General features: G+C 45.2%; 19 protein-coding genes and 1 pseudogene. 9 read left to right on the forward strand and 11 right to left on the reverse strand.

The window, feature by feature from the left end; all coding sequences use genetic code 11:
- Positions 1-271: 271 nt before the first annotated feature.
- Entirely contained in the window at positions 272-3,274 is a 3,003-nt protein-coding gene (locus QUB63_RS15045; RefSeq protein WP_332946059.1) for a GAF domain-containing protein, read from the forward strand.
- A 9-nt stretch (positions 3,275-3,283) separates the two neighbouring features.
- Here QUB63_RS15045 and QUB63_RS15050 read toward each other — a convergent pair whose 3' ends face one another.
- Both QUB63_RS15050 and QUB63_RS15055 read right to left on the reverse strand, forming a co-directional pair.
- Positions 3,284-4,057 carry a pentapeptide repeat-containing protein gene (locus QUB63_RS15050; RefSeq protein ID WP_332946060.1) on the reverse strand — a complete coding sequence of 258 codons (774 nt, stop codon included), beginning with the start codon at positions 4,055-4,057 and terminating at the stop codon, positions 3,284-3,286.
- Between the two features lie 260 nt (positions 4,058-4,317).
- Positions 4,318-4,962, reverse strand: coding sequence for a pentapeptide repeat-containing protein (locus tag QUB63_RS15055; protein ID WP_332946061.1), 645 nt, complete (start codon positions 4,960-4,962; stop codon positions 4,318-4,320).
- A 1,231-nt stretch (positions 4,963-6,193) separates the two neighbouring features.
- Between QUB63_RS15055 and QUB63_RS15060 the strand changes: the two genes are divergently transcribed.
- Both QUB63_RS15060 and QUB63_RS15065 read left to right on the forward strand, forming a co-directional pair.
- Positions 6,194-6,427, forward strand: coding sequence for a hypothetical protein (locus tag QUB63_RS15060; protein WP_332946062.1), 234 nt, complete (start codon positions 6,194-6,196; stop codon positions 6,425-6,427).
- Positions 6,428-6,495: 68 nt separating this feature from the next.
- The gene (locus QUB63_RS15065) at positions 6,496-6,933 is read left to right on the forward strand and encodes a helix-turn-helix domain-containing protein (protein ID WP_332946063.1); all 438 of its coding nucleotides are present in this window, start codon (positions 6,496-6,498) and stop codon (positions 6,931-6,933) included.
- Positions 6,934-7,337: 404 nt separating this feature from the next.
- Here the strand turns inward: QUB63_RS15065 and QUB63_RS15070 are convergent, their stop codons facing one another.
- Positions 7,338-7,691 (reverse strand): metal-sensitive transcriptional regulator, encoded by a 354-nt coding sequence (locus QUB63_RS15070; protein ID WP_332946064.1) that lies wholly within the window; start codon positions 7,689-7,691, stop codon positions 7,338-7,340.
- A 138-nt stretch (positions 7,692-7,829) separates the two neighbouring features.
- Between QUB63_RS15070 and QUB63_RS15075 the strand changes: the two genes are divergently transcribed.
- Together QUB63_RS15075 and QUB63_RS15080 are read left to right on the forward strand one after the other, a co-directional pair.
- The gene (locus QUB63_RS15075; protein WP_332946065.1) at positions 7,830-8,036 is read left to right on the forward strand and encodes a hypothetical protein; all 207 of its coding nucleotides are present in this window, start codon (positions 7,830-7,832) and stop codon (positions 8,034-8,036) included.
- A gap of 80 nt (positions 8,037-8,116) precedes the next feature.
- A pseudogene (locus tag QUB63_RS15080) lies at positions 8,117-9,315 on the forward strand (RNA-guided endonuclease InsQ/TnpB family protein).
- A 119-nt stretch (positions 9,316-9,434) separates the two neighbouring features.
- Here the strand turns inward: QUB63_RS15080 and QUB63_RS15085 are convergent.
- Complete coding sequence (locus QUB63_RS15085; protein WP_332946066.1) at positions 9,435-10,739, reverse strand: hypothetical protein; 1,305 nt, start codon at positions 10,737-10,739, stop codon at positions 9,435-9,437.
- Positions 10,740-11,427: 688 nt separating this feature from the next.
- Between QUB63_RS15085 and QUB63_RS15090 the strand changes: the two genes are divergently transcribed.
- The 4 genes from QUB63_RS15090 to QUB63_RS15105 all read left to right on the forward strand — a co-directional run bounded on the left by QUB63_RS15090 (position 11,428) and on the right by QUB63_RS15105 (position 18,929).
- A complete protein-coding gene (locus QUB63_RS15090) occupies positions 11,428-12,705 on the forward strand; it encodes an HhoA/HhoB/HtrA family serine endopeptidase (RefSeq protein WP_332946067.1) in 1,278 nt (425 codons plus the stop codon).
- Between the two features lie 154 nt (positions 12,706-12,859).
- Complete coding sequence (locus QUB63_RS15095; protein WP_332946068.1) at positions 12,860-14,566, forward strand: AIPR family protein; 1,707 nt, start codon at positions 12,860-12,862, stop codon at positions 14,564-14,566.
- 18 nt (positions 14,567-14,584) lie between these two features.
- Entirely contained in the window at positions 14,585-16,231 is a 1,647-nt protein-coding gene (locus QUB63_RS15100; RefSeq protein WP_332946069.1) for a site-specific DNA-methyltransferase, read from the forward strand.
- The gene (locus QUB63_RS15105; protein WP_332946070.1) at positions 16,221-18,929 is read left to right on the forward strand and encodes a DEAD/DEAH box helicase; all 2,709 of its coding nucleotides are present in this window, start codon (positions 16,221-16,223) and stop codon (positions 18,927-18,929) included. The genes QUB63_RS15100 and QUB63_RS15105 overlap by 11 nt, the downstream gene beginning before the upstream one ends.
- Before the next feature lie 14 nt (positions 18,930-18,943).
- On the opposite strand, the gene QUB63_RS15110 is transcribed toward QUB63_RS15105, so the two are convergent.
- The 7 genes from QUB63_RS15110 to QUB63_RS15140 form a co-directional block, all read right to left on the reverse strand.
- A complete protein-coding gene (locus QUB63_RS15110) occupies positions 18,944-19,300 on the reverse strand; it encodes a type II toxin-antitoxin system PemK/MazF family toxin (protein ID WP_332946071.1) in 357 nt (118 codons plus the stop codon).
- Positions 19,255-19,485: a ribbon-helix-helix domain-containing protein gene (locus tag QUB63_RS15115; protein ID WP_332946072.1), complete on the reverse strand. Its 231-nt coding sequence runs from the start codon at positions 19,483-19,485 to the stop codon at positions 19,255-19,257. Before QUB63_RS15115 ends, QUB63_RS15110 begins: the two co-directional genes overlap by 46 nt.
- Before the next feature lie 103 nt (positions 19,486-19,588).
- Positions 19,589-20,797 carry a glutathione S-transferase family protein gene (locus tag QUB63_RS15120; protein ID WP_332946073.1) on the reverse strand — a complete coding sequence of 403 codons (1,209 nt, stop codon included), beginning with the start codon at positions 20,795-20,797 and terminating at the stop codon, positions 19,589-19,591.
- 138 nt (positions 20,798-20,935) lie between these two features.
- Positions 20,936-21,817 carry a tetratricopeptide repeat protein gene (locus tag QUB63_RS15125; RefSeq protein WP_332946074.1) on the reverse strand — a complete coding sequence of 294 codons (882 nt, stop codon included), beginning with the start codon at positions 21,815-21,817 and terminating at the stop codon, positions 20,936-20,938.
- Between the two features lie 1,248 nt (positions 21,818-23,065).
- The gene (gene lysS / locus QUB63_RS15130) at positions 23,066-24,619 is read right to left on the reverse strand and encodes a lysine--tRNA ligase (RefSeq protein ID WP_332946075.1); all 1,554 of its coding nucleotides are present in this window, start codon (positions 24,617-24,619) and stop codon (positions 23,066-23,068) included.
- 196 nt (positions 24,620-24,815) lie between these two features.
- Positions 24,816-24,974 (reverse strand): hypothetical protein, encoded by a 159-nt coding sequence (locus tag QUB63_RS15135; protein ID WP_332946076.1) that lies wholly within the window; start codon positions 24,972-24,974, stop codon positions 24,816-24,818.
- On the reverse strand, positions 24,974-25,135 hold the full coding sequence (locus QUB63_RS15140) for a hypothetical protein (RefSeq protein WP_332946077.1): 162 nt from the start codon (positions 25,133-25,135) through the stop codon (positions 24,974-24,976). The genes QUB63_RS15135 and QUB63_RS15140 overlap by 1 nt, the downstream gene beginning before the upstream one ends.
- Between the last annotated feature and the right edge of the window lie 44 nt (positions 25,136-25,179).

Consider the following 25,179-nt stretch of genomic DNA (forward strand, 5'->3'; position numbering starts at 1 on the left):
GATTGCGAGAAATTTATAAGAGGATTAAAATAATAATTATCATTTGGTTAAGTCGCTCTGTCTGTTGAAGGCAAGGAATACACCTCAACAATCGCCGATTTTTTTGCTTCTTCAGGGTGCCAGAGGCGATAGACCGTCGTATCTAACCAGTAAGCCGATTAATAGCACAGTTCGGTTCAGTCAAAAACTCTGGCTGATGCAGTTGAGTCCGATCGCGATCGCATCGCATCAAAACTTTTTAGGATCGTTGTATTATTGCAAAAGGAGATTTATGCAACTGACAGAAAACACGCAAGAATTACATCATAAACTTGACAGAGAAGTTTTGGTAAGGCGAATCACAGAACGCATCCGCCAATCTCTAGAATTAGAAGATATTTTAACCAGTACGGTAGCAGAAGTGCGGTCTTTTTTGAAAAGCGATCGCATCATGATTTACAGGTTTAGTGCCGACGGCAGCGGAGAAGTTGTTGCCGAATCAATTAATAACATACATCTCCCTTCCTTGAAAGGACTGCACTTTCCAGCAGACGACATTCCCCCCCACGCGCGGGAGATGTATGTCCGCATGCGCCAGCGGACAATAGTAGATGTTAACTCCGGGACGATCGTCCTGAGTCCCCTCGATGCCGCAGACACCGGTCAAGCTGTAGTCAATGAAGAGATGCACTACCGATCGCTCGATCCTTGCCACACAGCTTACCTGATGGCAATGGGAGTGCAATCTTCCTTAGTCGTGCCGATTTTGCACCGCAGGAGCGTGTCGCAAAACAACAAAACCGATATCTGCGAGGCCCCCGCGTGCGTGACTAGATACGAGCCTGGAAACGATCGCCAAACTCATATCGAACTGTGGGGACTGTTAGTGGCTCACCACTCCACCCCCCGCAATATTTCATCAACAGATTTAGAAGTAGTTCAGGTCGTCGCAGATCAATTGTCGAGTGCCATCGGCCACTCGATGCTGCTCCAGCAAACCCGCTCTCAAGCCGCCCGCGAAGCCACCGTGAGCCGCATCACAGCCCTGTTGTACGGTCACGCCAACATTCAACTGCAACAGGCTTTAGAAGCCACTGTCACCGCTTTGGGCGGCAGCGGCGGCAGACTCTATCTCAATACCCCGAAAATCAACGGTGAAAAGTTATCGGCGACCTCGAGCGATCGAGCATTTCCCATTGCCGCGGCCAGCAGCGATGCTACCTTTGAGCTGTTCGCCACAGGCGAGCAACCGACACTTCCCCACTGGGAAACCGTCAGGGCGCTCGAAGCTCATCCCCTCTGGCAGCAATGGCTAAGCAAAGGATTCAAAAATAGCCAAAAGATTCCCAACTTCCCAATTCCTAATTCCCAATTCAGGGCTTGGATAATTACAGACTTATACAAAGAACCTCTATTTAGAGTTTTAGTTCCAGCTTTCCAATCTACTAAAATTCGGGGTTTGCTGGTAATTCCCCTCCAGTACCAACAACAAGTAGTCGGCTGTTTGACCGTGTTTCGCAATGAAATTGATACCGAAAAAATGTGGGCGGGGCGCTTTGACAGCAGCGCTGCACAAATCCTTCCCCGACAATCCTTTGAAGTCTGGCGAGAAATCAAAAAAGGTCAGTCGCCCGAGTGGAAATGGGAGGAGATCGAGCAAGCTTTAGCTATAGGCAGCCAATTTTGTGCGGCAATTGGGCAGTACATTCTTTATAAAGAAGTGCAAACCCTGAATGCTAACTTGGAGCGCCAAGTTCAAGAACGCACTGCCCAATTGCAAAAATCCTTGGATTTTGCCCGAGTATTGACGCGAGTTAGAGACCAAATTCGCAGCACCTTGGATTTAAAAACCATACTGCAAACTATTGTGCGGGAAGTGAGAGTTTTGTTGGATACCGATCGCACGGTAATTTACCAATTTGTCGGAGGCGAACACGGCGAGGTAGTGGTCGAAGCTGTTCGCGGCCAGTGGCAGTCAATTTTAGGTGTCAAATCTCCACAAGAATGCTTGGACGAAGGCTCAGACTGCTTTTACCGAGCCGGACGGGTGCGAGCAATTAATGATATTAATACTGAGGATTTAACGCCCTGTCACCGCGAATTTTTGGAAAATTTGCAGGTGAGGGGAAGTTTAATTGTGCCGATGATCGCCAAAGATGCCGAATGCTGGGGGTTGCTGATTGCCCACGAGTGTTCCGGGCCGAGGGTTTGGCCAACCGCAGAACAGGAATTGCTGCAAAATTTGGCCTCTCAAGCTGCGATCGCCATTCATCAAGCAGAACTTTATCAAGAAAGTCTGAATGCTGCAGCAGCCGATCGAGCAAAAGCCGAACAGCTAGCTAAAACAATCACAGAATTGCACAATACCCAAGCCCAACTGATTCAAACCGAGAAAATGTCCAGTCTCGGACAACTGGTGGCCGGCGTCGCCCACGAAATCAATAACCCCGTTAACTTTATCTACGGCAATCTGTCCCACGCCAGCGAATACAGCAAAGATTTGCTCTGCTTGGTAGATCTCTACCGCCAACACTACCCCAATCCCAACCCAGAAATTAGAGAGTGTTCCGAAGAAATCGACATCGAATTTCTCGCCGAAGATTTGCCAAAAATTTTGGGTTCCATGAAAATCGGAGTTGAGCGCATCCGCCAGTTAGTTGTATCTTTGCGCAATTTTTCCAGGCTCGATCAAGCTCAAAAGAAAGGCGTTGACATTCACGAGGGCATCGAGAGTACCCTGTTGATTTTGCAGCACCGGATCAAAGCCCAATCGGATCGCGCCACCGTACAAATCATTAAAGAATACGGCAAATTGCCCTTAGTTGAATGCTATGCCAGCTCGCTAAATCAGGTATTTATGAATCTGATCGGCAATGCCATTGACGCCCTAGAAATGGGAGAAATAGAGCGAGTTGTGAATGTTCACTCCCTAGGGATAAGTGCAGCCGCGACATATTTAAGCTCCCAAAAACAGGATGTCGAGACAGTAGATATAAATGCCAGCACCGAGCGTTTGATTCCTGATTTCCCATCCCCTTGCATTCGGATTCGCACCGAATTAATCGATGAAAAAACGGTAGGCATTTGCATTGCCGACAACGGTCACGGCATCCCCAAAGAGTTAATTGCTCACATATTTAATCCCTTTTTTACTACTAAACCCGTCGGTCGGGGGACGGGTTTAGGACTGTCTATCAGTTATCAAATTGTAGTTGAGAAACACCAAGGGGTACTCAAGTGTGTTTCTGTACCGGGTCAGGGTACAGAGTTCTGGATCGAGATTCCGCTGAATTAGCAAGCTGTGTTAAGGCAAGAGTATCTTCACCAGCACAGAACCGATCGAACCCAGAAGACTCATAAAGTTGCCGCCCCCAGTGCGGGGTTCCGTTGGCTTTTGGCGCGCTACAATTGCTTCGGTTAACTGCTTGGACAATTCCTGACCTTGGGGATTTCCTTGAGCGGCAAATAGTTGCTTAGCTCGATCGGCATCTTGAGTCGCGCCTGCGAAGTCTCCCAAGTCAGCGCGAGACATACTGCGCGCAAAATAAACAGCGGCTATATCCGATTTCAGATTCAGGGCTTGATTGTAATAATCAATGGCGTTTCTGTAGTTTCCCGCTTGAGCCTCCAGCACTCCCAACCGGTAGAAGTCTTCCGCAGTGCCAATATTAGTTGGCATTCCTCTAACTCCCAGCAGTTGGGCGTTAGTTAAATTGGCGTCAGTTAAATTGGCGTTGCTGAGATAGGCGCTTCTCAAGTCAGCACCGCTGAGGTTGGCTCCGCTGAGGTTAGCCCCCGTGAGGTTGACGCCAAACAAACTGGTGCCGCTGAGGTTGGCACCGCTGAGGTCAGCCCCGGTGAGGTTGGCTCGGCTGAGGTTAGCCAACCTCAAGTCAGCACCTTTGAGATTGGCTCCTGTTAAATTGGCTAAAACCAAGCCTGCACTGCTGAGGTCGCAGTTGGGGCACTGTCGGGTGGCTAGTAATTGTTGCGTGTGTTGGATGTTCTCGGCGCGTGCAGGGGCGATCGGGGCGATCGCGCTCAGCAGCGTTGCAGCAGCCAGGATTCTGAGTTTCATTTTAACCATCCACAATCCCAAATATTAAATCTAAAATAGCTTTTATCGAAGCAATTGAAAATCAAGATAACACAAGTTCACGCAACAAATCCTTTGACTTGCCCTATGTAGGAGTTCTGTGCCCCATCAGCACCCTACCTTCAAGTTCTCTGCCTTACCTGAGCCTCAAATAAAGATTTCGCTACCAATAAATTAGGGTAATGAAAACCTCATTACCCTTTAGCCGCAGTTATCGGCAAGCATAAAATTTAACAAATAAATTAGTCGTGAATCGTGCCGTCGGGCATCGTCGCACCCTTAAGATATACTCCGCTCAGGTTGACTTTTGTAAGGTTTGCTCCCAACAGGTTTGCCCCGCTTAAATCTGACGCACTTAAAATCGCTTCAGTCAAATCTGCCCTAATCAGGCTCGCTCCCATTAAGTCGGCTCCGCTGAGGTCTACTTTGGTTAAGTTTGCCCCAATTAAATCGGATTCTGTGAGAACGGCCCTCCGCAAGTTTACTCCGTAAAGATTTACTCCGTGCAAGTCTGCACGGCAGAGTGTTGCCCGAGATATGTTCGCTCCAATTAAAGTTGCTTGGATCAGGGAAGCTCCGCTCAAGTCTGCTTTGCTAAGATTTGCTCCCATCAACTCAGCTCGATACAGGTTAGCTTCAGCTAAAAGTGCTTCTGTGAGGTCTGTTCCACCTAAGTCTGCTCTGCTCAAATTAATCTTGCACAAATTGGCTTTGCTAAAGTTGACTCTGCTGAGTTTGGCTTTGCACAGATTGGCTCCAATCATGTCGGCTTCAGACAGATTGGCTCCAATCAATTCTGCTTCGTAGAGGTACACGGAGTGCAGGTAGACCCCACTAAAATTTCTTTCTCCTATTGCGTATAGCTTGAGCAGTTCGTCAACGTTCATTGTGGCTTCTCTACACCTTTTAAATGCAGAATACTGTCAGCAAGCTGGTTGCACCGGATCTTCTGCCATTTTAGATTTTAGGTTCTCAAAGATTCACACCCAGCGCGAGACTTCCCTCAATCTGCAAGGTTTGAGTATAAATTAGATTGTTTGGGGAGGGTTAAGGACAAAACTGCATTCTCTTTTCCCCTTGGTTAAAAATTCACATTTAAAAATTTAACCACAATGTCGATCGCACTTCCTCACTAAATTCCCAAGATTTTAGGTGGAAAGTGCGATCGAACCCATAACTTTTTATTAGTAGTTGAAGTTACTGAGTATTAGTGTGACCACGATCACTAAGTCATGTTAGTAGTATCACATAGAAATCATCATTTCGATCACAGTAAGCTGGAAAAAATAGCCGATAGTGGTACTGTAATGCTGGAAAATTGACAATGCGACCCTCAGCGTGTTTTACTCAACTGACGATAAAGCAAGTAGTTTCACAGATACTTGCCCGCTTGCTGTGAATGTCGGTTGCAACGTCACTCGGCGCTACCCGCTCCGGCTGATGAGAGTGTTGATGTATCAGGATTTCTGGCACAGCGAAAGCCAGAAAATCACTTCTGGGAGTAGGGGAATGTCTGTATAAAAATGCGATCGCTGGTGTACAGACCAAGCCTGTTTCCTACCACCTAGTCAACAACCCTGGTCTAAAGACACGCTCGCTTCGGGCCTAAAACTTAAACCACAGTTGACCAGACTCAATACCTTGGGTACTACGTTAACGGTAATAGTTTAAGACCTACCAAGGAATGCTCAGCTAGTTGCTGGAATCGCGAAATTTAGGATGAAACAGATTTATTGGGTTAAATCAGTCTCCTAGATCGAGTACCGGCCGTAAACTAGGGCGCAAGCTAACATCACCCCTCTCAATTAGGCTCGAAAGAGCAAACATTATGCGTGAGCCGGTTTCTCCATTTTCCCTGGTAATTGTCAAGAGTAAAAGTGCATTACATTCATTACACCGAATCTAGCAATCCCCGTGTAATGCAAAGATTCACGGCGCTTGAAACCGCCCGTATCGTTTATCGGGCGGGCCCTCTTTGGAACCCTCGTTTCACACTTACCGAATTTCTTTATGGCTAAAAATCGCCCATACGTTCGCAAAAATTACCAATAAATACCAGGAAAACCATGCTATATGTTTAACTATAAGAGAATAAATGGTATTCCTTAAAAGTCACCTATGGCAGCTAATGTTACAGTCGAGCGGTTAACGGCTATCAGTATTAGCAATAACCCTTGTCCGTTCAATACAAAACTGACCGATAAACCTGGTTTTTTCCCAAAAAACTTCGTTGCAACCTTGCTTCAGGTTAAAATAATCTGGTTTCTGAGCGTCAGAGTGCGTCCAGGAATGAAAAAGTTTAATGAGAGCGCTTTTGTATGGCTTCATGGCAAACAAAAGGCGAGCATTTAGGAGAGGAGCGGATTTTGCTCCCTTGTCAAACAAAGGTATTGTAGAACGCGAATCGTGAGGAAATTGACATGGCTGGAGTATGTAAACTTAGCATCACAGAGACAAGTGAAGAACTAAAAAACCTGTTAACTGAACAAAAAACGGCAAGCGGCTTTCAAAAAATTCAAGCACTTTACCTGTTCAAAATTTGTCATGTTAAGACAGTTAAAGAATTAGCAATGACGATCGGGGTAAACCGAATTACAGTGCAGCGGTGGCTGAGAAAGTACCGCTCTTACGGACTCGAAGGACTCCTCGAAACAAAGCACAGCGGCGGCCGCAAGCCGGCCATTCCTCCTCTGGCCCGCGCTAGTTTGGCAATGCGCCTCAGCGACCCTCAGAAAGGCTTTAAAAGCTATGGAGAAATTCAAGAGTGGTTGCAGCAGGAATACAACATTGAGGCTTCCTATAAAGCCGTTTACGCAACAGTCAGATACCACCTAAAAGCCAAGCTGACGAAAGTCTAGACACTTCATACCAAGTCGGATTAATCACCGATTATCTAATGGTTTGCAGTCAGCTTTTGAAGCTTTTGAGGAGTTCCTTCGTCGCGACAAACCTGACTAATTCTTTTCTAACAACACTCGCTCTCATAAACTGCGAAGCATATACAGCGTATCCCTGGTTTATGAAGCAGCTTTAGACACGGCCGGACCCCGTGTCCCTAGGGGGATTGAACGATAGGCGGGTGTACTTGATAAACCTGCAATCTGCTGTAAATTAGATGTTGCGACGATTGGGGTGAGGGAGAGAAAATTTGACGCTTTTCCCCTGTTTGTGAAAGATGCCTAAAAAAGGCGCCAGAAATCATAACTTGCAAGTTTTGTCTAATTTGCAGGTTGTGTTATATCAATTGAAAAATTGGCAACGGCTAAGGCAAAAACCGATCCAAAGCCGCTTTCAACTCTTCTATTTCCGTATCAATATTGCCTTCTTTCGCGGCTCTGGCGATGCACTCACTTAAATGTTCGTCAAGAATGATTCTCGCTACGCGATCGAGCGCTCCTCGAACCGCAGCAACTTGCACGAGGACTTCGGGACAGGGACGGTTTTCTTGGATCATTGTTTTAATGCCACGGACGTGTCCCTCAATCCGAGACAAGCGATTGACCAGCCGTCGCATCGATTCTTCATCGTGATGGTGAGGGTGGGCTGATTTATCGTCGTGATGGTGGTGGGAATTTGAGGGCAAGGATTTGTCAGTAGAAGTATCCGATATAATCATTGGGGTTACGAGGGAAATTTTTAAAAGTTTGAATTCCGAATATTTTCGAGTAGGTTTTAACTGGTAGCTGGCACCGCGCTCGATCGGCTTTTTAAGGGCGGATTAGAAGAGTCCTGCCCGCAAGAAAATTGAGTTTTTGTGGAACAGCCCGAAAGCCTGTGCTTGCAAATGGTGCAAAATGTGGATTTTAATATGTGCGGACATTTGTACTATATCACTGTTGCCAGGGACTCGCCGCCAGCATTGCTTGTCCTTGGCTTTGCTGAACCAGTTTGTTCAGAAGTGCGATCGAACGACTTTACCGGAAATTTGGGTAAAAGCCCCGTCCCTCTAGGACGGCTTTAATTGCGACCGTAAAGTGCAAAGATTTTTTAAGTAAATTGTGTTATGGACACAACGGTCTATAAGCGTGAGAGGATATTTCCATGATTGTACTAGAGTTCAAGTTGAAAGGCAAAACGCAGCAGTACCGGGTCATCGACGAAATGATCCGCACAGCCCAATTTGTCAGAAACAAAGCTCTCAGATACTGGATCGACAATCAAGCAGTTAAGCTGGCTGACCTCTACAAACAATGTGCCCTCATGGCAAAAGAGTTTGAATGGGCAGCCAAGCTTAACTCGATGGCGCGTCAAGCGATGGCCCAACGTGCCATTTTTGCTATTCAACGTTTTTTCTCTTTTTGCAAAGCTAAGAAGCCAGGGAAAAAGGGATATCCACAATTCAGAAAACACTCTCGCTCCTCCCCGAATATAAGACATCAGGTTGGAAGCTTTCTGCCGATAAAAGAGGTCTAACTTTTACAGGCGGTTTTGCTGCTGGAACATTTAAATTAGTCGGTAGTCGTGATTTGCATTTCTATGCACCCAGCGAGATTAAACGAGTCAGAGTTATTCGTCGTGCTGACGGTTACGGATCTCAGTTGTGTATCAATGTGGAACGGACAGAGGAATCTATTCCCACTGGTATTGCTATTGGGATAGATGTGGGGTTAAACCATTTTTACACGCTATAGTAGTGGTGAGACAGTTCCCAACCCTCGCTATCTTCGCAAAAGTGAAAAAGCTTTGAAGCGATTGCAGAGACGGGTTTCAAGGGAAAAAGAAAGGTTCGGATAATCGCTTCAAAGCGATTAACAAGTTAGGCAGAAAACATTTGAAAGTCAGTAGGCAGCGCAAAGACTTCGCCGTTAAGACGACGCCCGGCGTAGTAAAATAAGCGCGATTTTGTAGCCTACGAAAACCTTCAGGTGAGAAATATGGTTAAGAACCATAAGCTTGCTAAGTCGATTAATGATGCAGCTTGGGAGCAGTTTGCTCAAGGGCTGCAATACTTTGTTCAAGTGTACGGTAAAACAGTAGTTTCTGTTGCTCCTATGTACACTTCTCAAGATTGTTCAACCTGTGGTAATACTGTCAAAAAATCGCTGTCAATCCGAACTCATATTTGCAGTTGCGGTGCAGTATTAGACCGCGATCATAACGCCGCCTTGAACATTTTGGCGAAAGGATTAAGGCAAACAGGAATTAATTTAAATACGGTGGGGCACACCGAAATTAACGCTTGGGGACAGACCGACCTCTACTCGTTGGTGGTGACATCAACGGGCAAGTTGACTGATTGAACCAAGAATCCCCGTGCGTTCACGCGCCCGGAGTGTCAACTCATCCTAGTTTCTACGGTTCGAGAGCGAGGCAGAAACCCGGTTTCTGGCCTCGTCGTTCGTTTTCCAAACTTGACCGCTTATTTTTTCCGATAAATGGCTTGGCCTGCGGTTTGCTGAAGTATTTTGGTCATCGCTCGATCCTTGTTGAGGCAAATAATCCATGTTTGGTTAGGCAAAGCTAGTTCAGTCATAAGTTTCTTTAGCAAGTTGGGTTCTGCCTCTTCTGATTCGATGAATCCGCGACGACGTATAATCCCTAAAACGTAGAAGGGCTTTTCAGGGAAGTATTGCAGGGTTTTGCGTACCAGATAGGCTTCCTTGACTTGAGGGTAGCGCGAGAGTTGTTCGACGAGCTTTGCTTGAGCCGATGCACTCAGATCGTGAGACTCGAAGCGATCGCCGGGGGATATACTAGAACGCTCTTGCTGCGCTAGACTGATTTCTTCATCATTAGTAGGAACTGCATTTGGTTCTCCACTCAAAGGCAGGTTTTGAGTCACTGCCTCGTGGAATTTATTGTACTGGCTAAGAGAAAGCACACCCTGGGCGACCTGCTTCAGTTTCGGGTTGCCGTTGAGGTCCTTAGAAATAGAACTTACAGTCAAGATCGGATCGCTGAACTTACAGCAAGGACAGCGTTGCAGGTAAACTTCCAAATTAGCAGGATGGATTCCTTGTAAGGGGTCGAGCAATTTTCCAGCTTCACCGAATCGATCGTTTTGAAGCAGATTCAAGAAATTTTCAGAGCATTGGGGATTGACAATGCCAATATGTTCCGGGCGTTTATACCACTGGTCGCCGTTTTCGCAGAAAGGGTTTTTAGCAGTACAGTAGGCGATCGCACCGATCGTAATATCGATTATCGCCAACTCAATCAGCCAGTAAATCCAAGTACCCGTCTCACCCAAATTGGTGATTTCCGTAGCGTCTAAGCGACCGATACTTACTCCTTGCTGGGCATTGTGCTTTAAATATCCCACAAAACCTTTAGAGCCTGTTTTTTCTTGCAGGAAGGTATCGATAATATTGTTGGATTGGTTGCCGCTTGCTGCCTCCAGTTCTTTTGTTATTTGCTCGGAAGCGGACTGCTTAAACTGCCAGTATCCTGCGCCATGCAGCGATCCATACATGAGCAGTCCAGTTAGTATCCCAAAAAGGGTGGCGATCGCCGGATTTCTTACCTTTCCTTGGCGGATTGCTACAACCATTACTTTACCCCCTGTAAATCCCATGGCAAAGGGAAAGACAACAATCAGGTAAGCTACTGATAACGATATCAGATGTGTAAGTCCGCCAATAGCAAGACCACCAATCACCGAGGATAGCAACAGCCATTTAAGCCCGGTACTCGTCACTTTGTTGCTGGGTACATAAGGTTTCATAGTTTTTGCCTATTTTAAATTGACTGGTCAATCGATTTTAGATTTTAGATTTTAGATTTTAGAGGCGACCCCACGGATAAATGCGGGGGCTTGAGGATTTTAGATTTTAGATTTTAGAGGCGACCCCACGGATAAATGCGGGGGCTTGAGGATTTTAGATTTTAGATTTTGGATTGATTCCACGGATAAATCGGGGGATTGTACCACCTTTTAAATTCGCTTGTCAAGTAGAAAGATGCACCTCAAGAATAACTAAAATTTAATACCAACTTAGCTGAAAATTTAAATAGACAATCTATTCTAACTCTTACTTTACCCATTATCTGTTAGCCCGGGCCTTATCGTAACAGAACGTATAGGTCAGCGAGCGATAATAAAATATAATATAGCAATTCTTGCAGGAGTCGTAAATTTTTTACCCCACCCCAACCCTCACCTTACCAAGGGGAGGGAGTAAGAGATTCACAAATGATTTAGGATTGCTATAGGTATTTGAAAGTCTGGCTCTACATGACTTGTAGACCAGGTTGAGGTTTTACCCATCTTATTAGCTTAGAATGGTGAGTCTCGCTTTGCTCAACCTACGTTTGATTATTAAAATATGTTTAGGAGCTAGCTCGCGATCGAATATTCAATCCGTGCGAGAACGCCTGCACCCAATTAACTCAGCTTGACAAAGAGCAACACTATGAGACTGTTCAAATTTTCTCGCCCCGCACCCCGAATCGCAGTTCGCCTGTTAACCCTAATTTTAGCAATTACGATCGCCCTAAATGCTTGGACAATCAGCCCTGCACCAGCCTCTGCCACTGATATCAAGTCCTCGCCCAACTTTCGGGAACAGCCCAAAACAGCCGTCCAGAAAGTAGAGTTCCAGAGTTCCCCAGCCACCCCCCCGCATCCGCAACTGTTAGCGCTGCGCGGCCCGGAACTCCCGGCGGATACCGGCAGTTTTGTGACGGCTGCAGTCGATCGAGTCGGGCCAGCAGTTGTCCGCATTGATACCGAGCGCACTGTCAGCCGCAACATCGATCCCTTAATGGAAGACCCCTTCTTCCGCAGATTTTTGGGAGAAGATTTGCGCAGCATGACCCCCAGACAAGAACGGTTGCGCGGTCAAGGTTCCGGCTTCATTATTGACAAAAGCGGGATTGTTTTAACCAACGCTCACGTAGTTGACAAAGCCGATCGAGTGACTGTCACCTTAAACGACGGCAGGACATTTCCAGGAGAAGTGCAAGGTACTGACGAAGTAACGGATTTGGCTGTTGTCAAAATTAATACCAAGCAATTAAACCTGCCGACGGCCACCTTGGGAGATTCGGACGCGGTGAAAGTGGGAGATTGGGCGATCGCCGTGGGCAACCCCCTGGGATTTGACAACACCGTCACCTTGGGCATTATCAGCACCCTCAAACGCTCCAGTGCAGCCGTCGGCATTCCCGACAAGAGGCTCGATTTCATTCAAACCGACGCCGCCATCAATCCCGGCAATTCCGGCGGCCCGCTGTTAAACAGCAGAGGAGAAGTGATTGGCATTAACACGGCGATTCGAGCCGACGCAATGGGTATTGGCTTTGCGATTCCGATCGACAAAGCCAAGGCCATCTACGCGCAGTTAGCCAAGGGAGAACAAGTCAGCCATCCGTTTTTGGGGATTCAGATGATTGCTTTGACTCCTGAAATGGCCCGAGAGAATAATTCTGACCCCAATGCTCCTTTGATTGTCCCGGAAGTTACAGGGGTGTTAGTGATGCGAGTTGTGCCAAATACGCCTGCGGAGGAAGCGGGGATTCGCAAGGGGGATGTGATTGTTCAAATTGAGGGCGAGGGAGTATCTGCGCCCGAACAGTTGCAAAATTTGGTGGAAAACAGCAAAATTGGTCAAATTCTGAAGCTGAAGGTGCGCCGCGGTTCCCAGATTCAGGAAGTTGCTGTGATAACTGCTCAATTGAGGGATTTTTAGAGCTGAAAGGGAAGGGGGGAAATTGTTAAAAACCCCTCCTCCTTGTTTTTTTTATCTGAATTGATTTGATTCAGTAGTGCGATCGTTTTAATAGTCGCATTTTTTAATCACAAAAACTGATAGTATATTTTAAAAGAGTATTACAGTCCAAACAATGAATAAAAATCAAATTTTAAATTCGCAAAAAACTCAAGTTCTTGAGGCGCTAAAGCAGGATTATTTTCCAATGACCCCGCAGATTCAGAGGAACTGGACACCAGAGCAACATGAAAAAAATCGATTGAGTCGTTCTTTGGCTGCATTTGCGATCATCGCCAATCTTGCTGACATTACCCCTGCTCAAGCGGCTAACTCAATTATCAATGGGGAAAATGACAATGGGATTGATGCCATTTATTTCTACCGGATGAAAAATTTGCTTTTGTTGGTGCAGGCTAAGGCGGGTAATGCTCCAAATATGGGTGATAATAAAAAATTTTGTGATGGGATTAGAGATATTGTCCATCAACGTTTTCAGAAATTCAATGATGGCTTTGCGCGGTTGCAGCAAGATGTTGAAGATGCTTTAAATACTAACGGGGTAAAAATAATTGGCTGTAATATATATCTTGATGAAAGCCTGAGTTCTCATGTGATTGCGGATCTTAATCAGTTAGAAACTGAACTGAATCAGTTCGCTCAACGTTTTGAATGGCAAGATCTAAATATTGGCATAACACATGGTTGGTTGACAGCCAAACAAGCGATAGCCCCTGTTGATGTAGTCTTAACTTTGGAAAACTGGCATTGTTTAGATCGGCCGCGTAGGGCATTTTATGGATTGGTTAAGGCTTCTGAACTTGCATCTTTATATCAACAGCATAATAAGTCGCTTTTTGAGAAAAATATCCGTTATTACCTGGGTACGAAGGATGTTAACTTAGCGATCGCAGAAACTGTCAAAAAGCAACCATCTGAACTGTTTTATCTCAACAATGGTCTGACGATTACTTGTTCAGCAATTAGTCTACCATCTGGTCACGGTCAAAAATCAACTCCATTTACTTTAAAAGGTTTTTCCGTCGTAAATGGGGCGCAAACTGTGGGGGCTATCGCTTCTGTTTATAATGCTAATGGTTCAATATCTGCTGATGCCAAGTTATTAGTTACAATTATTGAAGTGGGGACGGAAACTGATAATATTGGCGAAAAGATTACTGGGGCAAGAAATACGCAAAATGCTGTGCGCGATGTTTATTTTGCTGCGTTAGATTCCAATCAAGAACGTTTGCGACAGGAATGTATGGTATCGAATATTGTTTATGAATATCGACCATCGGCGGAGCGGAATCAGGATGCAATTACGATTGAACAAGCGGCAGTTGCCCTTGCTTGTTTTAGCGGTAATACGGAAATATTGGTTGCAGCAAAAAGAGAAATTAGTCAGCTTTATAAGCATTATTATGTTATACTGTTTAATGATGGAATTTCAGGAGTTACGCTTTGTCGTTATGTGCGAATATTTCAATATCTGGATGAAATTTTTTCGGCTTCAGAAAAGGCTGCAACAAATCAACAAAAAAAGTTTTATAAGCACGGTAGATTTTTTATTCTGGATATTCTTGCAAGACGTTATAAACCTTTGCTGAATAAGCATGAAGTTTCTTTGTCTGAGGATGATAAAATGCAACTTTCACGAATTGGCTTAGAGCTTGCTGAGGTTGTTTACACTGTTGCTGAATCTCGATTTGCTAGTGACAATAAGGGATATCTTGCTATTTTTAGGAATATCACAGATGTTAAGCCTTTAACGAGTGAGGTGATGCAGGAGTTAGATCGCAGGGATGCTCAGGCTGAAAATCCGAATATACCTACAGTTTAACTTTTGAGATAGATATTAATGATGAATAAGAAGCAGAAACTAGAATTAACCTGGATTGGTAAGGATATTCGCCCCAAGCTGGAGCCGCGAATTTTGCTGGAAGATCCAGAAATATCTTATCATGCGGCGCATCAGGTGAGTGAAAATGATATTTTTGATAATCGCTTAATTTTTGGGGATAATTTGTTGGCTCTCAAGGCTTTGGAGTCAGAGTTTGCAGGAAAAGTTAAGTGTATTTTTATCGATCCGCCATATAATACGGGTTCAGCTTTTGAACATTACGATGATGGAATTGAACATTCTATCTGGCTTGGTTTAATGCGCGATCGTTTAGAGATTATTCGACGTTTATTATCAGAAGATGGCTCGCTCTGGATTACGATTGATGATAATGAAGCGCATTATTTAAAAGTGATGTGTGACGAGATTTTTGGGCGCGTAAATTTTGTGGCGAATGTAGTCTGGCAGAAGAAGTATGCGGCATCGAATGATGCACTATGGTTCAGTAACGATCACGATCATATTTTAGTTTATGCGAAAGTTAAAACCTCTTGGAAACCTAATAGACTTCCTCGAACTGAAAAATCAAACTCAGCATACAAAAATCCTGATAACGATCCTCGTGGTGCTTGGCAATCAGACAATTATACTTGTAACAAATCTATTGATGAGCGTCCTAATCTATACTATCCAATCACTAATCCAAATACTGGTGAAATTATTCTCCCTAAGAAAACGGCAGTATGGAGATATTCACGCGAGAGACATGAAGATAATGAACAACAGGGCTTAGTGTATTGGGGAGTAGAAGGAAAGAACTCTGTACCTCGCTTCAAGAGATTATTAAGTGCGGTTTCTGACAAAGGAGGAGTACCACAAACAATATGGACATGGGAAGAAGTGGGTCATAATCAAGATGCTAAACGAGAGCAGTTGCAACTTAATGCACAAGAACCCTTTTCAACTCCTAAACCTGAAAAGCTACTAGAACGTATTCTTCAACTTGCCACTAATCCCAAAGATATTGTTCTTGATTCCTTTGCAGGTTCGGGAACAACAGGCGCAGTCGCGCAGAAAATGGGAAGACGATGGATTATGATTGAACTCGGCGAACATTGTCATACCCATATTATTCCCCGACTAAAAAAACTAATTGATGGCGAAGACCAAGGGGGAATTACTAAAGCATTTAACTGGAAAGGTGGCGGTGGGTTTCGGTACTATCAACTTGCACCATCCCTACTAGAAAAAGATAAATGGGATAATTGGGTTATCAACAAAACCTATAACGCCGCGATGCTTGCCGAAGCACTCTGCAAAATTGAAGGTTTCACCTACGCACCATCAGACACCTTCTATTGGCAACATGGCTATTCCACCGAAAGCGATTTTATCTATGTCACCACCCAAAATTTTAGTCACGAACAACTATCTAAACTTGCAGATGAAGTAGGACAAGAGCGCACCCTACTTGTTTTATGTACCGCCTTTCAAGGCCAAACCGACATATTCCCAAACCTCACCGTTAAAAAAATTCCTAAACAAATCCTTTCACGGTGTGAATGGGGACATGATGATTACAGCCTAAAAATTGAAAACTTGCCAAAAGCACCTCCCAAGTTCGGACAACTCTCACTATTTGACATGGATACCTATGATAAATAAACTTGTTAATAATATTTCTAATCGTCTCAGTCTGCGCCATCCCCAGCGCCAATCATTAGAAATTATCGATCGCATTTGTGAACTCTTATCCATCCCAGACATCACAGATAGAGAAACAAGTTTAGTCGCCATCAAAAAAGAATTCCCAACGTTTACTGACTTCGAGCGCGACTTTCCATCCCTATGTTTTGCCCTAGCCACAGGTGTTGGTAAAACTCGACTCATGGGCGCATTTATCAGTTACTTATACCTAGCATATAACATTAAAAACTTCTTTATCCTTGCCCCAAACCTAACCATTTATAACAAACTGATTACCGACTTTACGCCCAATACCTCAAAATATGTATTTACGGGGATATCTGAATTTGCGATCGATGTCCCAGAAATCATTACGGGAGATAATTACGAAAAGTCATCTACCATCACTGATTTTTCCCGTTGCAGAATCAACATCTTCAATATATCAAAAATTAACTCGGAAGTACGCGGAGGCAAAAGCCCCAAAATCAAACGACTATCTGAATTTATTGGCGAAAGCTATTTTGATTACCTGTCTCAATTAAAAGACCTCGTAATTCTCATGGATGAATCGCACCGATATCGCGCATCAGCAGGAGTTCGCGCTATTAATGAATTAAAACCATTAATAGGGCTAGAACTTACTGCCACACCCTTTATCGAAACCAATAAAGGTTCAGTAGCTTTCAAAAATGTCATCTATGACTATCCCCTCGGACGTGCCATAACTGATGGATTTGTTAAAGATCCAGCAGTCGTTACCCGCAAAGACTTTAACTCTAGGGCCATGTCACCAGAAGCGATCGAGCGTCTTAAACTAGAAGACGGCATCTATCTCCATGAAAATATTAAAGCTGAATTAGAAACCTATGCTATTCAAACTGGAAAACAAATTGTTAAACCCTTTATGTTAGTGATTGCCCGTGACACTAGGCACGCATCCAAACTCATGGAGATCATTCAATCCGATGAATTTTCCGAAGGGAATTATAAACATAAAGTTATTCAAGTTGATTCTAGTAAAACGGGCGCTCAAGAAGATGAAATGGTAGAGCGATTGCTCAAGGTAGAACATACCGATGAACCTACTGAAATAGTTATCCATGTAAATATGCTCAAAGAAGGTTGGGATGTCACCAACCTCTATACAATTGTCCCTCTGAGAGCCGCAAATTCTAAAATCCTGATCGAGCAATCCATCGGAAGGGGCTTGCGTTTGCCCTATGGAATGCGTACAGGTGTAGAAATTGTCGATCGCCTAAATATCGTCGCCCATGACAAATTCCAAGAAATTGTCGATGAAGCAAAGCGCCCAGAATCTCAAATCCGTCTGAAACAAATTATCCTTACAGATGAAGACTTACAGCAAAAGACACAAACAGTAATTTCGCGATCGCAACTAGCCCAAAATCTAGGACTTCACCCCGAACAGCCCATTAATTTACCTGATAATTTACCTGAAACCGAACCCCAAAGTATTCAACAATCCCTATTTCAATCACCTATAGAACAAAAAATTGTAGAGCTTACATACCAAGAAATCCTAAAGCTTGAAAGCCGCCCCGAAGAAGTCCCAACCACCGCGCATCTCGCATCCCCAAAAGTTCAGGGAAGGGTGCGCGAAGCCGTAGCTAGAGAATATCAACCCGCACAAATGGAACTTCAAGGTATAATAGCACCTCCAGATATTGAAGCGATCGTTGCGAAAACAACAAATTTAGTGATCCAGCAAACCATCAATATTCCTAAGATTCTTGTGATTCCTAAAGGGGAAGCGCGATCGGGTTTCAAGTCTTTTGCCCTAGATATCACTGGCTTAAATTATCCCGTTCCCTCCCAGGAAGAATTACATATTCAATCGCTAACAACGAATGAAGTTGAATTTATGGAAATTAGCAAAGAAAACTTTGAAGAATCACGGCTAGAAAACTATATTGTCAAAAATTTAGTCAACTTCGATGATATTGCCTATGACGAACACGCTGATTTACTCTATGACCTTGCGGGTCAAGTTCTCAGTCATTTTATGACCTACTTATCCGAAGGAGATACACACAAACTTTTACGCTATTACAAAAGGGAAATTGCCAATTTTGTCCACAGCCAAATGCAAGCACATTTCTGGGAAGAAACAACAGGTTATGAGGTCAAAATCAGTAAAGGTTTTACAGCCCTAAAAGATAGCGCCTACACCACAAGTGCTAAGAATTGCCTTGATTATCAATCTTCGCCACCAGACAAAAGCAATATGTCCAAATATCTGTTTACAGGCTTCTCCAAATGCCTCTATCGAGAACAGAAATTTCAATCGGAAGCAGAAAGAATACTAGCACTGATTTTAGAACGGGATGCAATCAAATGGTTTAAACCTGCGAAAGGACAATTTCAGCTTTATTACAAATGGCACGGTAATTATCTAGAATATCAGCCAGATTTTGTCGCTGAAACTGAAAAAATTATCTATATGCTTGAACCCAAAGCTCGAAATGAAATTGACAATCCTCAAGTCTTTGCTAAGAAAGATGTGGCTGTTCAATGGTGTCAAAATGCTTCAGATTATATGCTCAATCACGGTGGTAAATCTTGGCAATATGTATTGATTCCCCATGATGCTATACAAGAAAATATGACACTCCAAGGAATAAGCGATCGCTATACCGCTACTACTCAGGGTTAATTTCAGTGGCACTCTTAAAGTTCTAAATATCGAGCCAAAATCAGTTGAATTTCGGAGATTTGTTGCAACTCCAATTGCCCAAGACAGCGCACAAGTCTGCGTTTATCAAACGTCATCGGATCGACACACACGATAAAACTATCGGTACTCAGACCATTTAGAGTCGAAGGAATCACAGGCCAAACAACAGCTCGTAAACCCTCGTTGGGAACAGCAGAAGTGATGGGTAGAACAGTGACCTTGCTGCGTTGATTAAAAGCAGTTCCTGAAATAATTACCGCTGGTCGAGTCTTGCGGATTTCTGTACCAACTGACGGATCGAAAGTTACAAGCCAGATGCTTCCCAGTCGGTAATCGCTGCTTGCTGCCATGCTTCATCCTCATCGGTTAATTCATCGCTCAGTTCATCCAGTAATAAACAGGCTTCTACCATTGCCTGCTGTTCTTGTTGTTTGCGCCATGCTTGCAATAAAACCTCAATTAACCGACTGCGATTTTCTACACGCTGGTCAATGTAACGCACTAACTCATCTGGCAAAGAGATAGATACTTTCATAGACACTATTTATGCTACTTGTAATACTACCAATGGTAGCAGAAATATCGGCCAGATTGCAAGCTGATGAAGTAGAGCAGCAGCAACGCTAATTTCGCGCCCCCTACACAAAGTTAGCCGGATCTTGATCCCGCCGATGCTTCACGGGAATGGGAGCGCCTTGGCCGTCACCCACGAGGGCGGCAGTTTCCTCCAAGCTTTCCCTCAGCCGCTTGGCCGCGTAGATTGACATATCTCGGGGGACATTTACCCGATCGCGCAAATATCGCAGGGCCGAATCAGAGCCAGGGGGTGGACTACAAACTTGACCGGTCATCATCAAAGTTAAAGCACAGCGCAGCGCTTCATCGAATAAATTGCCATCAGCAGGGTTGACTCGAATGATGTTGTGGCGGTGCTTGATGACGCGGTGGAGTGCTTCAGCGCGGGAGGTTTCCGGTTCTGGATACATCACATCCGGGAGTCCGGCCCAAGGGCCATTATCCACGCGGGCTTTGTTGAGTAACATCTGGGGTTCGCCGTTTTCATAGCAGCCGCCCATCTGAGGGGGTAGATCGTGGACGTGGGTGTGGAAGTCGCTTTGAGTGCCGCGATAGGTGGGGCGACTTTCCATTCCCGCAAACCAGTCAGCAAAGCGCGGGTTTTCTTCCCGCATGGAATATCCCTTGTAGTAGTAAAGACTGGCATTCATCCGTTCGACGTAGGGCGTAAAAATTACATCGGCGGTGCCAAACTCATCGAGGAAATAAGGCCCGGGGGTTCTGCTGAGTGCTGCTTCCACCTCGGCGACGACGCTGATAAATTGCTTGCGGTTGTGTTGTTCTACTGCGGCTGAACTCGCCGGGTAGCACAGCCAAGAGCACCAAGCTCTAAACAGCAGTCGCTCTAGCCGCCGCAGGGGTAGGACTTGGGGGTTTTCCATGCCCAAACCCAAGGGGCCGAAGACTCGTTCTAGGGCGATTAAGATATCATCGCTTTCGGTAATGATGCGGCCGTCTAGCTCGATCGCCGGTAGCATTCCCGATCGCACTTTGCGCTTGTACCAGTTTTCCTTTTCCCCATAGCAGAACATGGTAACTTTGTCAATGCGATAGGGAATTTGTTTTTCTTCCAACCACAACCAGATTTTCTGGCAATACGGACACCAGGCATGATTATCGCGGTACAGTGTGACTCTCACATGGGATTCGGGCTGTCCGAAGAGACGCAAGCGGGCTTGAGAGTTGGTTGGCCCGTTGACGGTATCGACTTGAAAGTCTGTGAGTGTCTCTAGTTGTGTCCAGCTTAGGGGGGCGAGCGTCGTGGATGTCATAGGTGAATTGGGCTGATTAAGCTGTTGTGCATTTAAATTGTATATTTCCAGAATCGATCAAAAATCCTCTGCCCATCGGACCCTCTCCCCTCGAACACTCTCCCCCTCTCCCCCTCTCCCCCTCGAACACTCTCCCCCTTAGGGCGATGTCTCGGGAGATGGTGGGGCCTCTTGAATTTTGGTGAGTGCTGCTTTAATTTGGGGGGTGGCTAGGAAGTTTTGGGTGGCTGCGATCAAGCGATCGCCCCAGAGGTTTTCTTTAAGAAAAGTTACAGTGGCATAGCGTTTGTCTAATTTCAGCGCTGCTTCTCCCATGGCTAAACCTTTTTCTTTGTCGCCTTTGGTGTAGAGCGCTACTGCTAGAGCTAGCATTGGTTCTGCTGCTTTGTTGTCGATCGCGATCGCTTGTTCCCAGCGTTTGATGGCGCTATCGACATCTCCCATTTCGTATTTGACTAATCCGATATTGTTGATAGCAGGCCAGAGGTTTTTTTCTAAAGCAAAGGCTTTTTCATATTGGGCGATCGCCCGATCGAACCGCTTGAGCTTGTAAAAAGCGTTACCTAAATCAAATAATGCGCCCGGAGTGTCTGGTTTTATTTTCAACCCAGCTTGCAAGTATTCGGCTGCTTTCTCGTAGTTCGCTTTCCGAAAGTGAGCTTCTCCCAAGACAAATTTAATTGAGGGATTTTCTGGTGCCAGAGATTGAGCTTGCCCCAAAGCTTCAATGCCTTTGTCAAACTGCTCGAGTTGAAGGTACAAGCTGCCTAACAAAGTCCAAGTTTGAGCATTCTTGGGGGCTAACTGTGTGGCGAGTTCGGCACTGGGAACCGCGAGTTCGTACTGCTGGAGTCTGGCTAGCTGGACGGCTCGTTCTGCAAGGCTCAAGGCTGTCTGTTCGAGTCCGGCCGAGTCGATTTGCAGGGTGTAAGGCAGGAGTGCCTGACAGGCAACAGGCTTGGGCATTGTCCACAAACCGAGTGCGAGCACCAGAGATATTAAAGGAATGCGATTAGGCACTGTACAGCCCCAGAAAAAAATATAAGGGTTTCTCGATCGCTCATAATAACCTATATTCCTGAGTTTTGATATTACCTCCTGGCTCGCGACGCGAAAGCGGTTTTCATTTAAATAGTTGCCAAATTCTCTTTTTACTCACGAAGAAAACTTTTGATTCACTGCTTTAGAGACTGGAGTTTAGACTAAAAAAATGGTCGCAGCTAAAAGTAGCTGCCTTTTAATAGAAGGCAAGCTGTTGCTCACAAACTCAAGAAGGATAAGATTAAACAGCTAATTTTGAAGACTTTTTTGGTCGAGAAACCCGTTTTTTAACGGTGGGATAACACGGTGCCGAGTGTACGTGCCTTTCCTTTTTCCCAGCGGGCGGGATTTTCCCCGCTACTTTAGGCAGTTGAGCCTTACGTACCAATCTCAACCAAAACCGAAAACATGGATTGGGCAACAGGTGCAGGGGTTAAATTGATAGTAGCAGATTGCCAAGGGGCAAGTCGATTTTCGACCGCTAAATCCGACAGCCTGAGTTGCCAACTCATCAACGGCATTAAACCGCTCCATCGCTCACATTGTTCGGGAGTTCTCAAGTTAGGCAATGTCCAATGTAATCGTTGCGAATGCAAAACGATATCAACTATCCACCCCTGCATCGATGCCGTTGCCACCTTGTCCCAATGTATCTATGATGCGATACCTTTCGGCAATGATATTTCCTGGTTGGTGCAGTTCTTCCATCAGAGTTCTCCTGCATGGCACTGTTGCCTAAATCTAGTTTATCATTCCAGTATGGCTGAATCACACCAGTTTTTTGAACTCATTTTTGAACTCTGTTGCGAACTCACTCCTTTGCCGCGATCTAAATTCACAATTTATGCCTTAAATAAACATCAAGGTTGATCTAGGTTGTCTGTGGTGATGGGGCCGGTTTATATAGGTTATTTATGGGAATCAAAAGTGATTGGTTAACCCGCCCCTACAAGATTTTACTAATCTTTGACTGGCCGCATTGTCGGAACACTGCATCTCGGATGCACATTTTCACCCGAATTGTAGGGGCCCTTTCACCAACCATATTCGTCAATAATTGACAATCTAAATAAACCCGCCCCCACCCAACCAGCAATCGAAATGCACAATTTCCGCGTTTAATAAAAATCAATGTTGATGTAGGTTGTCTGTGGTGGTGGGGCGGGTTTATTTAGGTTATTTGTGAGAATCAAATGTGATTGGTGAACCCGCCCCTACAAGATTTTACTAATCTTTGACTGGCCGCATTGTCGGAAACATCACGGCATCTCGGATGCTTTGAGTGTTAGTTAAAAGCATCACCAATCTGTCTACACCGATGCCCATTCCCGCACAGTTAGGCATTCCCAAAGATAGCGCTTGGATAAAGTCTTCATCCATTGGATGCGCTTCGTCGTCGCCTGCGTTTTTCTGGGCTAGCTGTTCCTCAAACCTCTTTCTCTGCTCTTTCGGATCGTTCAATTCTGAGAAGCCGTTCGAGTATTCCGTGCCGTTGATAAACAGCTCGAAACGCTCGACAAATCCGGGTTTGCTGCGGTGTCCTTTGGCTAAGGGACTGACTTCGACGGGATAGTCGATGATGAATGTCGGTTGAATTAGTTTGGGGACAACTAATTTGTCAAAAACCGCGTAGAGGACGTAGCCCAAACTTTGTTGTTCTAACTTGGACAGGTGCAGTTCTAGTTTGGTTGCAGCGGCGATCGCACTTTCTAAGTCCAAACCGTCAAAATCCAGCCCAAACTCATCTCTGACAGCTTCCACCATCGTTTTAACTTGCCAGTGTTTGCCGCTAAAACCGGGATATTTTTCGCTGTAGTCGAACTTGCGCTCTAAACTAATAGTTTCCCCCTGATTTTCAATTTCCCGGACATCCCCAAAGACAGCCGCCGCCGCGAAACACATCACATCTTCGACAACGGTTAAAATGTCGAACACATCTGCATAAGCTTGGTAAACTTCTAAAGAGGTAAACTCGGGATTGTGCGTGCTGTCAATGCCTTCATTTCTAAAGGCTTTACCCAGTTCAAATACTCGCTCGAAACCGCCGCAAATTGCTCTTTTCAAGAACAGTTCCGGTGCTACTCGCAAATACAAATCTATTTCTAAAGCATTGTGGTGCGTAATGAACGGCTTAGCAGCAGCACCGCCGTAAATAGCTTGCAGAGTCGGCGTTTCTATTTCGTAAAAATCGGCTTTCCAGAGATAGGAACGGATGCTTTGGACGATGCGGCTGCGCAGCATGAAACGGTTGAGCGCATCTTGGTTGCTAGCCAAATCCATTTCGCGGTGGCGGCGGCAAACTTCGGGATCGTTAATGCCGTAATAAGCATCGGGAAATTGGATCGTAGCTTTTGATAAAAGCGTGAATTCCCGCACTAAAATTGATAGTTCTCCCCGGGGCGTGCGGCAGCCGATGCCTTCGACGCCGACAAAATCGCCGACATCGAGCAATTTTTTAATTTGTTCAAAGCTCAAACCGACTTCACCCGTGACGATTGCTTTCTCGATTTTGAGTTGAATTTTGTCTGTGGCGTCTTTTAAATCGATGAAACCAATTTTGCCGCTGTCGCGCTTGGAAATAATCCGGCCGGCTAATCGCAGGGGAATTTCTTCGGGGTCGCTTTCTCCGTTTTCGAGTTCTTTTCCCGGCTGACTAAATATTTCGCGAACTTGTTGGGCTGTGTGCGATCGCGCGTAGGATTGACTGGGATACGGTTCTATGCCTTGCGATCGCAGTTCCTCTACTTTTTGACTGCGGACTTCGGCTTCACTCAGAGTCATTACTTATTGCCTGATTAAAATTACCAATATCTTACATCTTGCACTATTCTCGTGCTGGCGCTCCGGGCGGGCTAGCCTGCCCACCCCACCAGAAAATTCACTTGGGGTGGGGCAGGCATCTTGCCTGTTCGTCACCAAGCTGCAAAATGTGAGAAACACTAGACTTTATCATAACTGGGCAACACAGATGAATTTTTCAAACAACCAAGGTACACTTGCGATCGTCGGGCCTGCCTTGACTGTTGACTAAAATCTGGTAACTGCCAACTGACAACTGCCAACTGCCAACTGCCAACTCACCCAGAAATATCTCCGATCGCAAATTGTTATCGACTGCACAAAGCGACCGAAACATTAAAAAATTAAGTTGTCTGTCGATCGCAAGTGGTGAGATGATATGTAGTGCAGCCTCACGGCAGTTCCACAGAAACTGAACAGCAGAGAAGCGTAGCGAACTCGGCTCATCGCACCTCTGCCAGAATCGACCACACATATCATGTCCGGTCGATCGACCATAATATTTGCGTCGGGGCGGGTTTACTAAAACTCTGGTTTTCCGG

This window comes from Microcoleus sp. ARI1-B5 (assembly GCF_036705795.1).
Classification (GTDB): Bacteria; Cyanobacteriota; Cyanobacteriia; order Cyanobacteriales; family Microcoleaceae; genus Microcoleus.

Bases quoted from the DNA above. Each gene is read 5' to 3' on its own strand.
- QUB63_RS15090 (WP_332946067.1), top strand. From the start codon at position 11,428: ATGAGACTGTTCAAATTTTCTCGCCCCGCACCCCGAATCGCAGTTCGC.
- QUB63_RS15055 (WP_332946061.1), bottom strand. From the start codon at position 4,962: ATGAACGTTGACGAACTGCTCAAGCTATACGCAATAGGAGAAAGAAAT.
- QUB63_RS15050 (WP_332946060.1), bottom strand. From the start codon at position 4,057: ATGAAACTCAGAATCCTGGCTGCTGCAACGCTGCTGAGCGCGATCGCC.
- QUB63_RS15110 (WP_332946071.1), bottom strand. From the start codon at position 19,300: ATGGCAGCAAGCAGCGATTACCGACTGGGAAGCATCTGGCTTGTAACT.
- QUB63_RS15045 (WP_332946059.1), top strand. From the start codon at position 272: ATGCAACTGACAGAAAACACGCAAGAATTACATCATAAACTTGACAGA.
- lysS (WP_332946075.1), bottom strand. From the start codon at position 24,619: ATGACTCTGAGTGAAGCCGAAGTCCGCAGTCAAAAAGTAGAGGAACTG.
- QUB63_RS15100 (WP_332946069.1), top strand. From the start codon at position 14,585: ATGATGAATAAGAAGCAGAAACTAGAATTAACCTGGATTGGTAAGGAT.
- QUB63_RS15115 (WP_332946072.1), bottom strand. From the start codon at position 19,485: ATGAAAGTATCTATCTCTTTGCCAGATGAGTTAGTGCGTTACATTGAC.
- QUB63_RS15105 (WP_332946070.1), top strand. From the start codon at position 16,221: ATGATAAATAAACTTGTTAATAATATTTCTAATCGTCTCAGTCTGCGC.
- QUB63_RS15095 (WP_332946068.1), top strand. From the start codon at position 12,860: ATGAATAAAAATCAAATTTTAAATTCGCAAAAAACTCAAGTTCTTGAG.
- QUB63_RS15140 (WP_332946077.1), bottom strand. From the start codon at position 25,135: ATGGTCGATCGACCGGACATGATATGTGTGGTCGATTCTGGCAGAGGT.
- QUB63_RS15065 (WP_332946063.1), top strand. From the start codon at position 6,496: ATGGCTGGAGTATGTAAACTTAGCATCACAGAGACAAGTGAAGAACTA.
- QUB63_RS15135 (WP_332946076.1), bottom strand. From the start codon at position 24,974: ATGTTTCGGTCGCTTTGTGCAGTCGATAACAATTTGCGATCGGAGATA.
- QUB63_RS15085 (WP_332946066.1), bottom strand. From the start codon at position 10,739: ATGAAACCTTATGTACCCAGCAACAAAGTGACGAGTACCGGGCTTAAA.
- QUB63_RS15070 (WP_332946064.1), bottom strand. From the start codon at position 7,691: ATGATTATATCGGATACTTCTACTGACAAATCCTTGCCCTCAAATTCC.
- QUB63_RS15120 (WP_332946073.1), bottom strand. From the start codon at position 20,797: ATGACATCCACGACGCTCGCCCCCCTAAGCTGGACACAACTAGAGACA.
- QUB63_RS15060 (WP_332946062.1), top strand. From the start codon at position 6,194: ATGGCAGCTAATGTTACAGTCGAGCGGTTAACGGCTATCAGTATTAGC.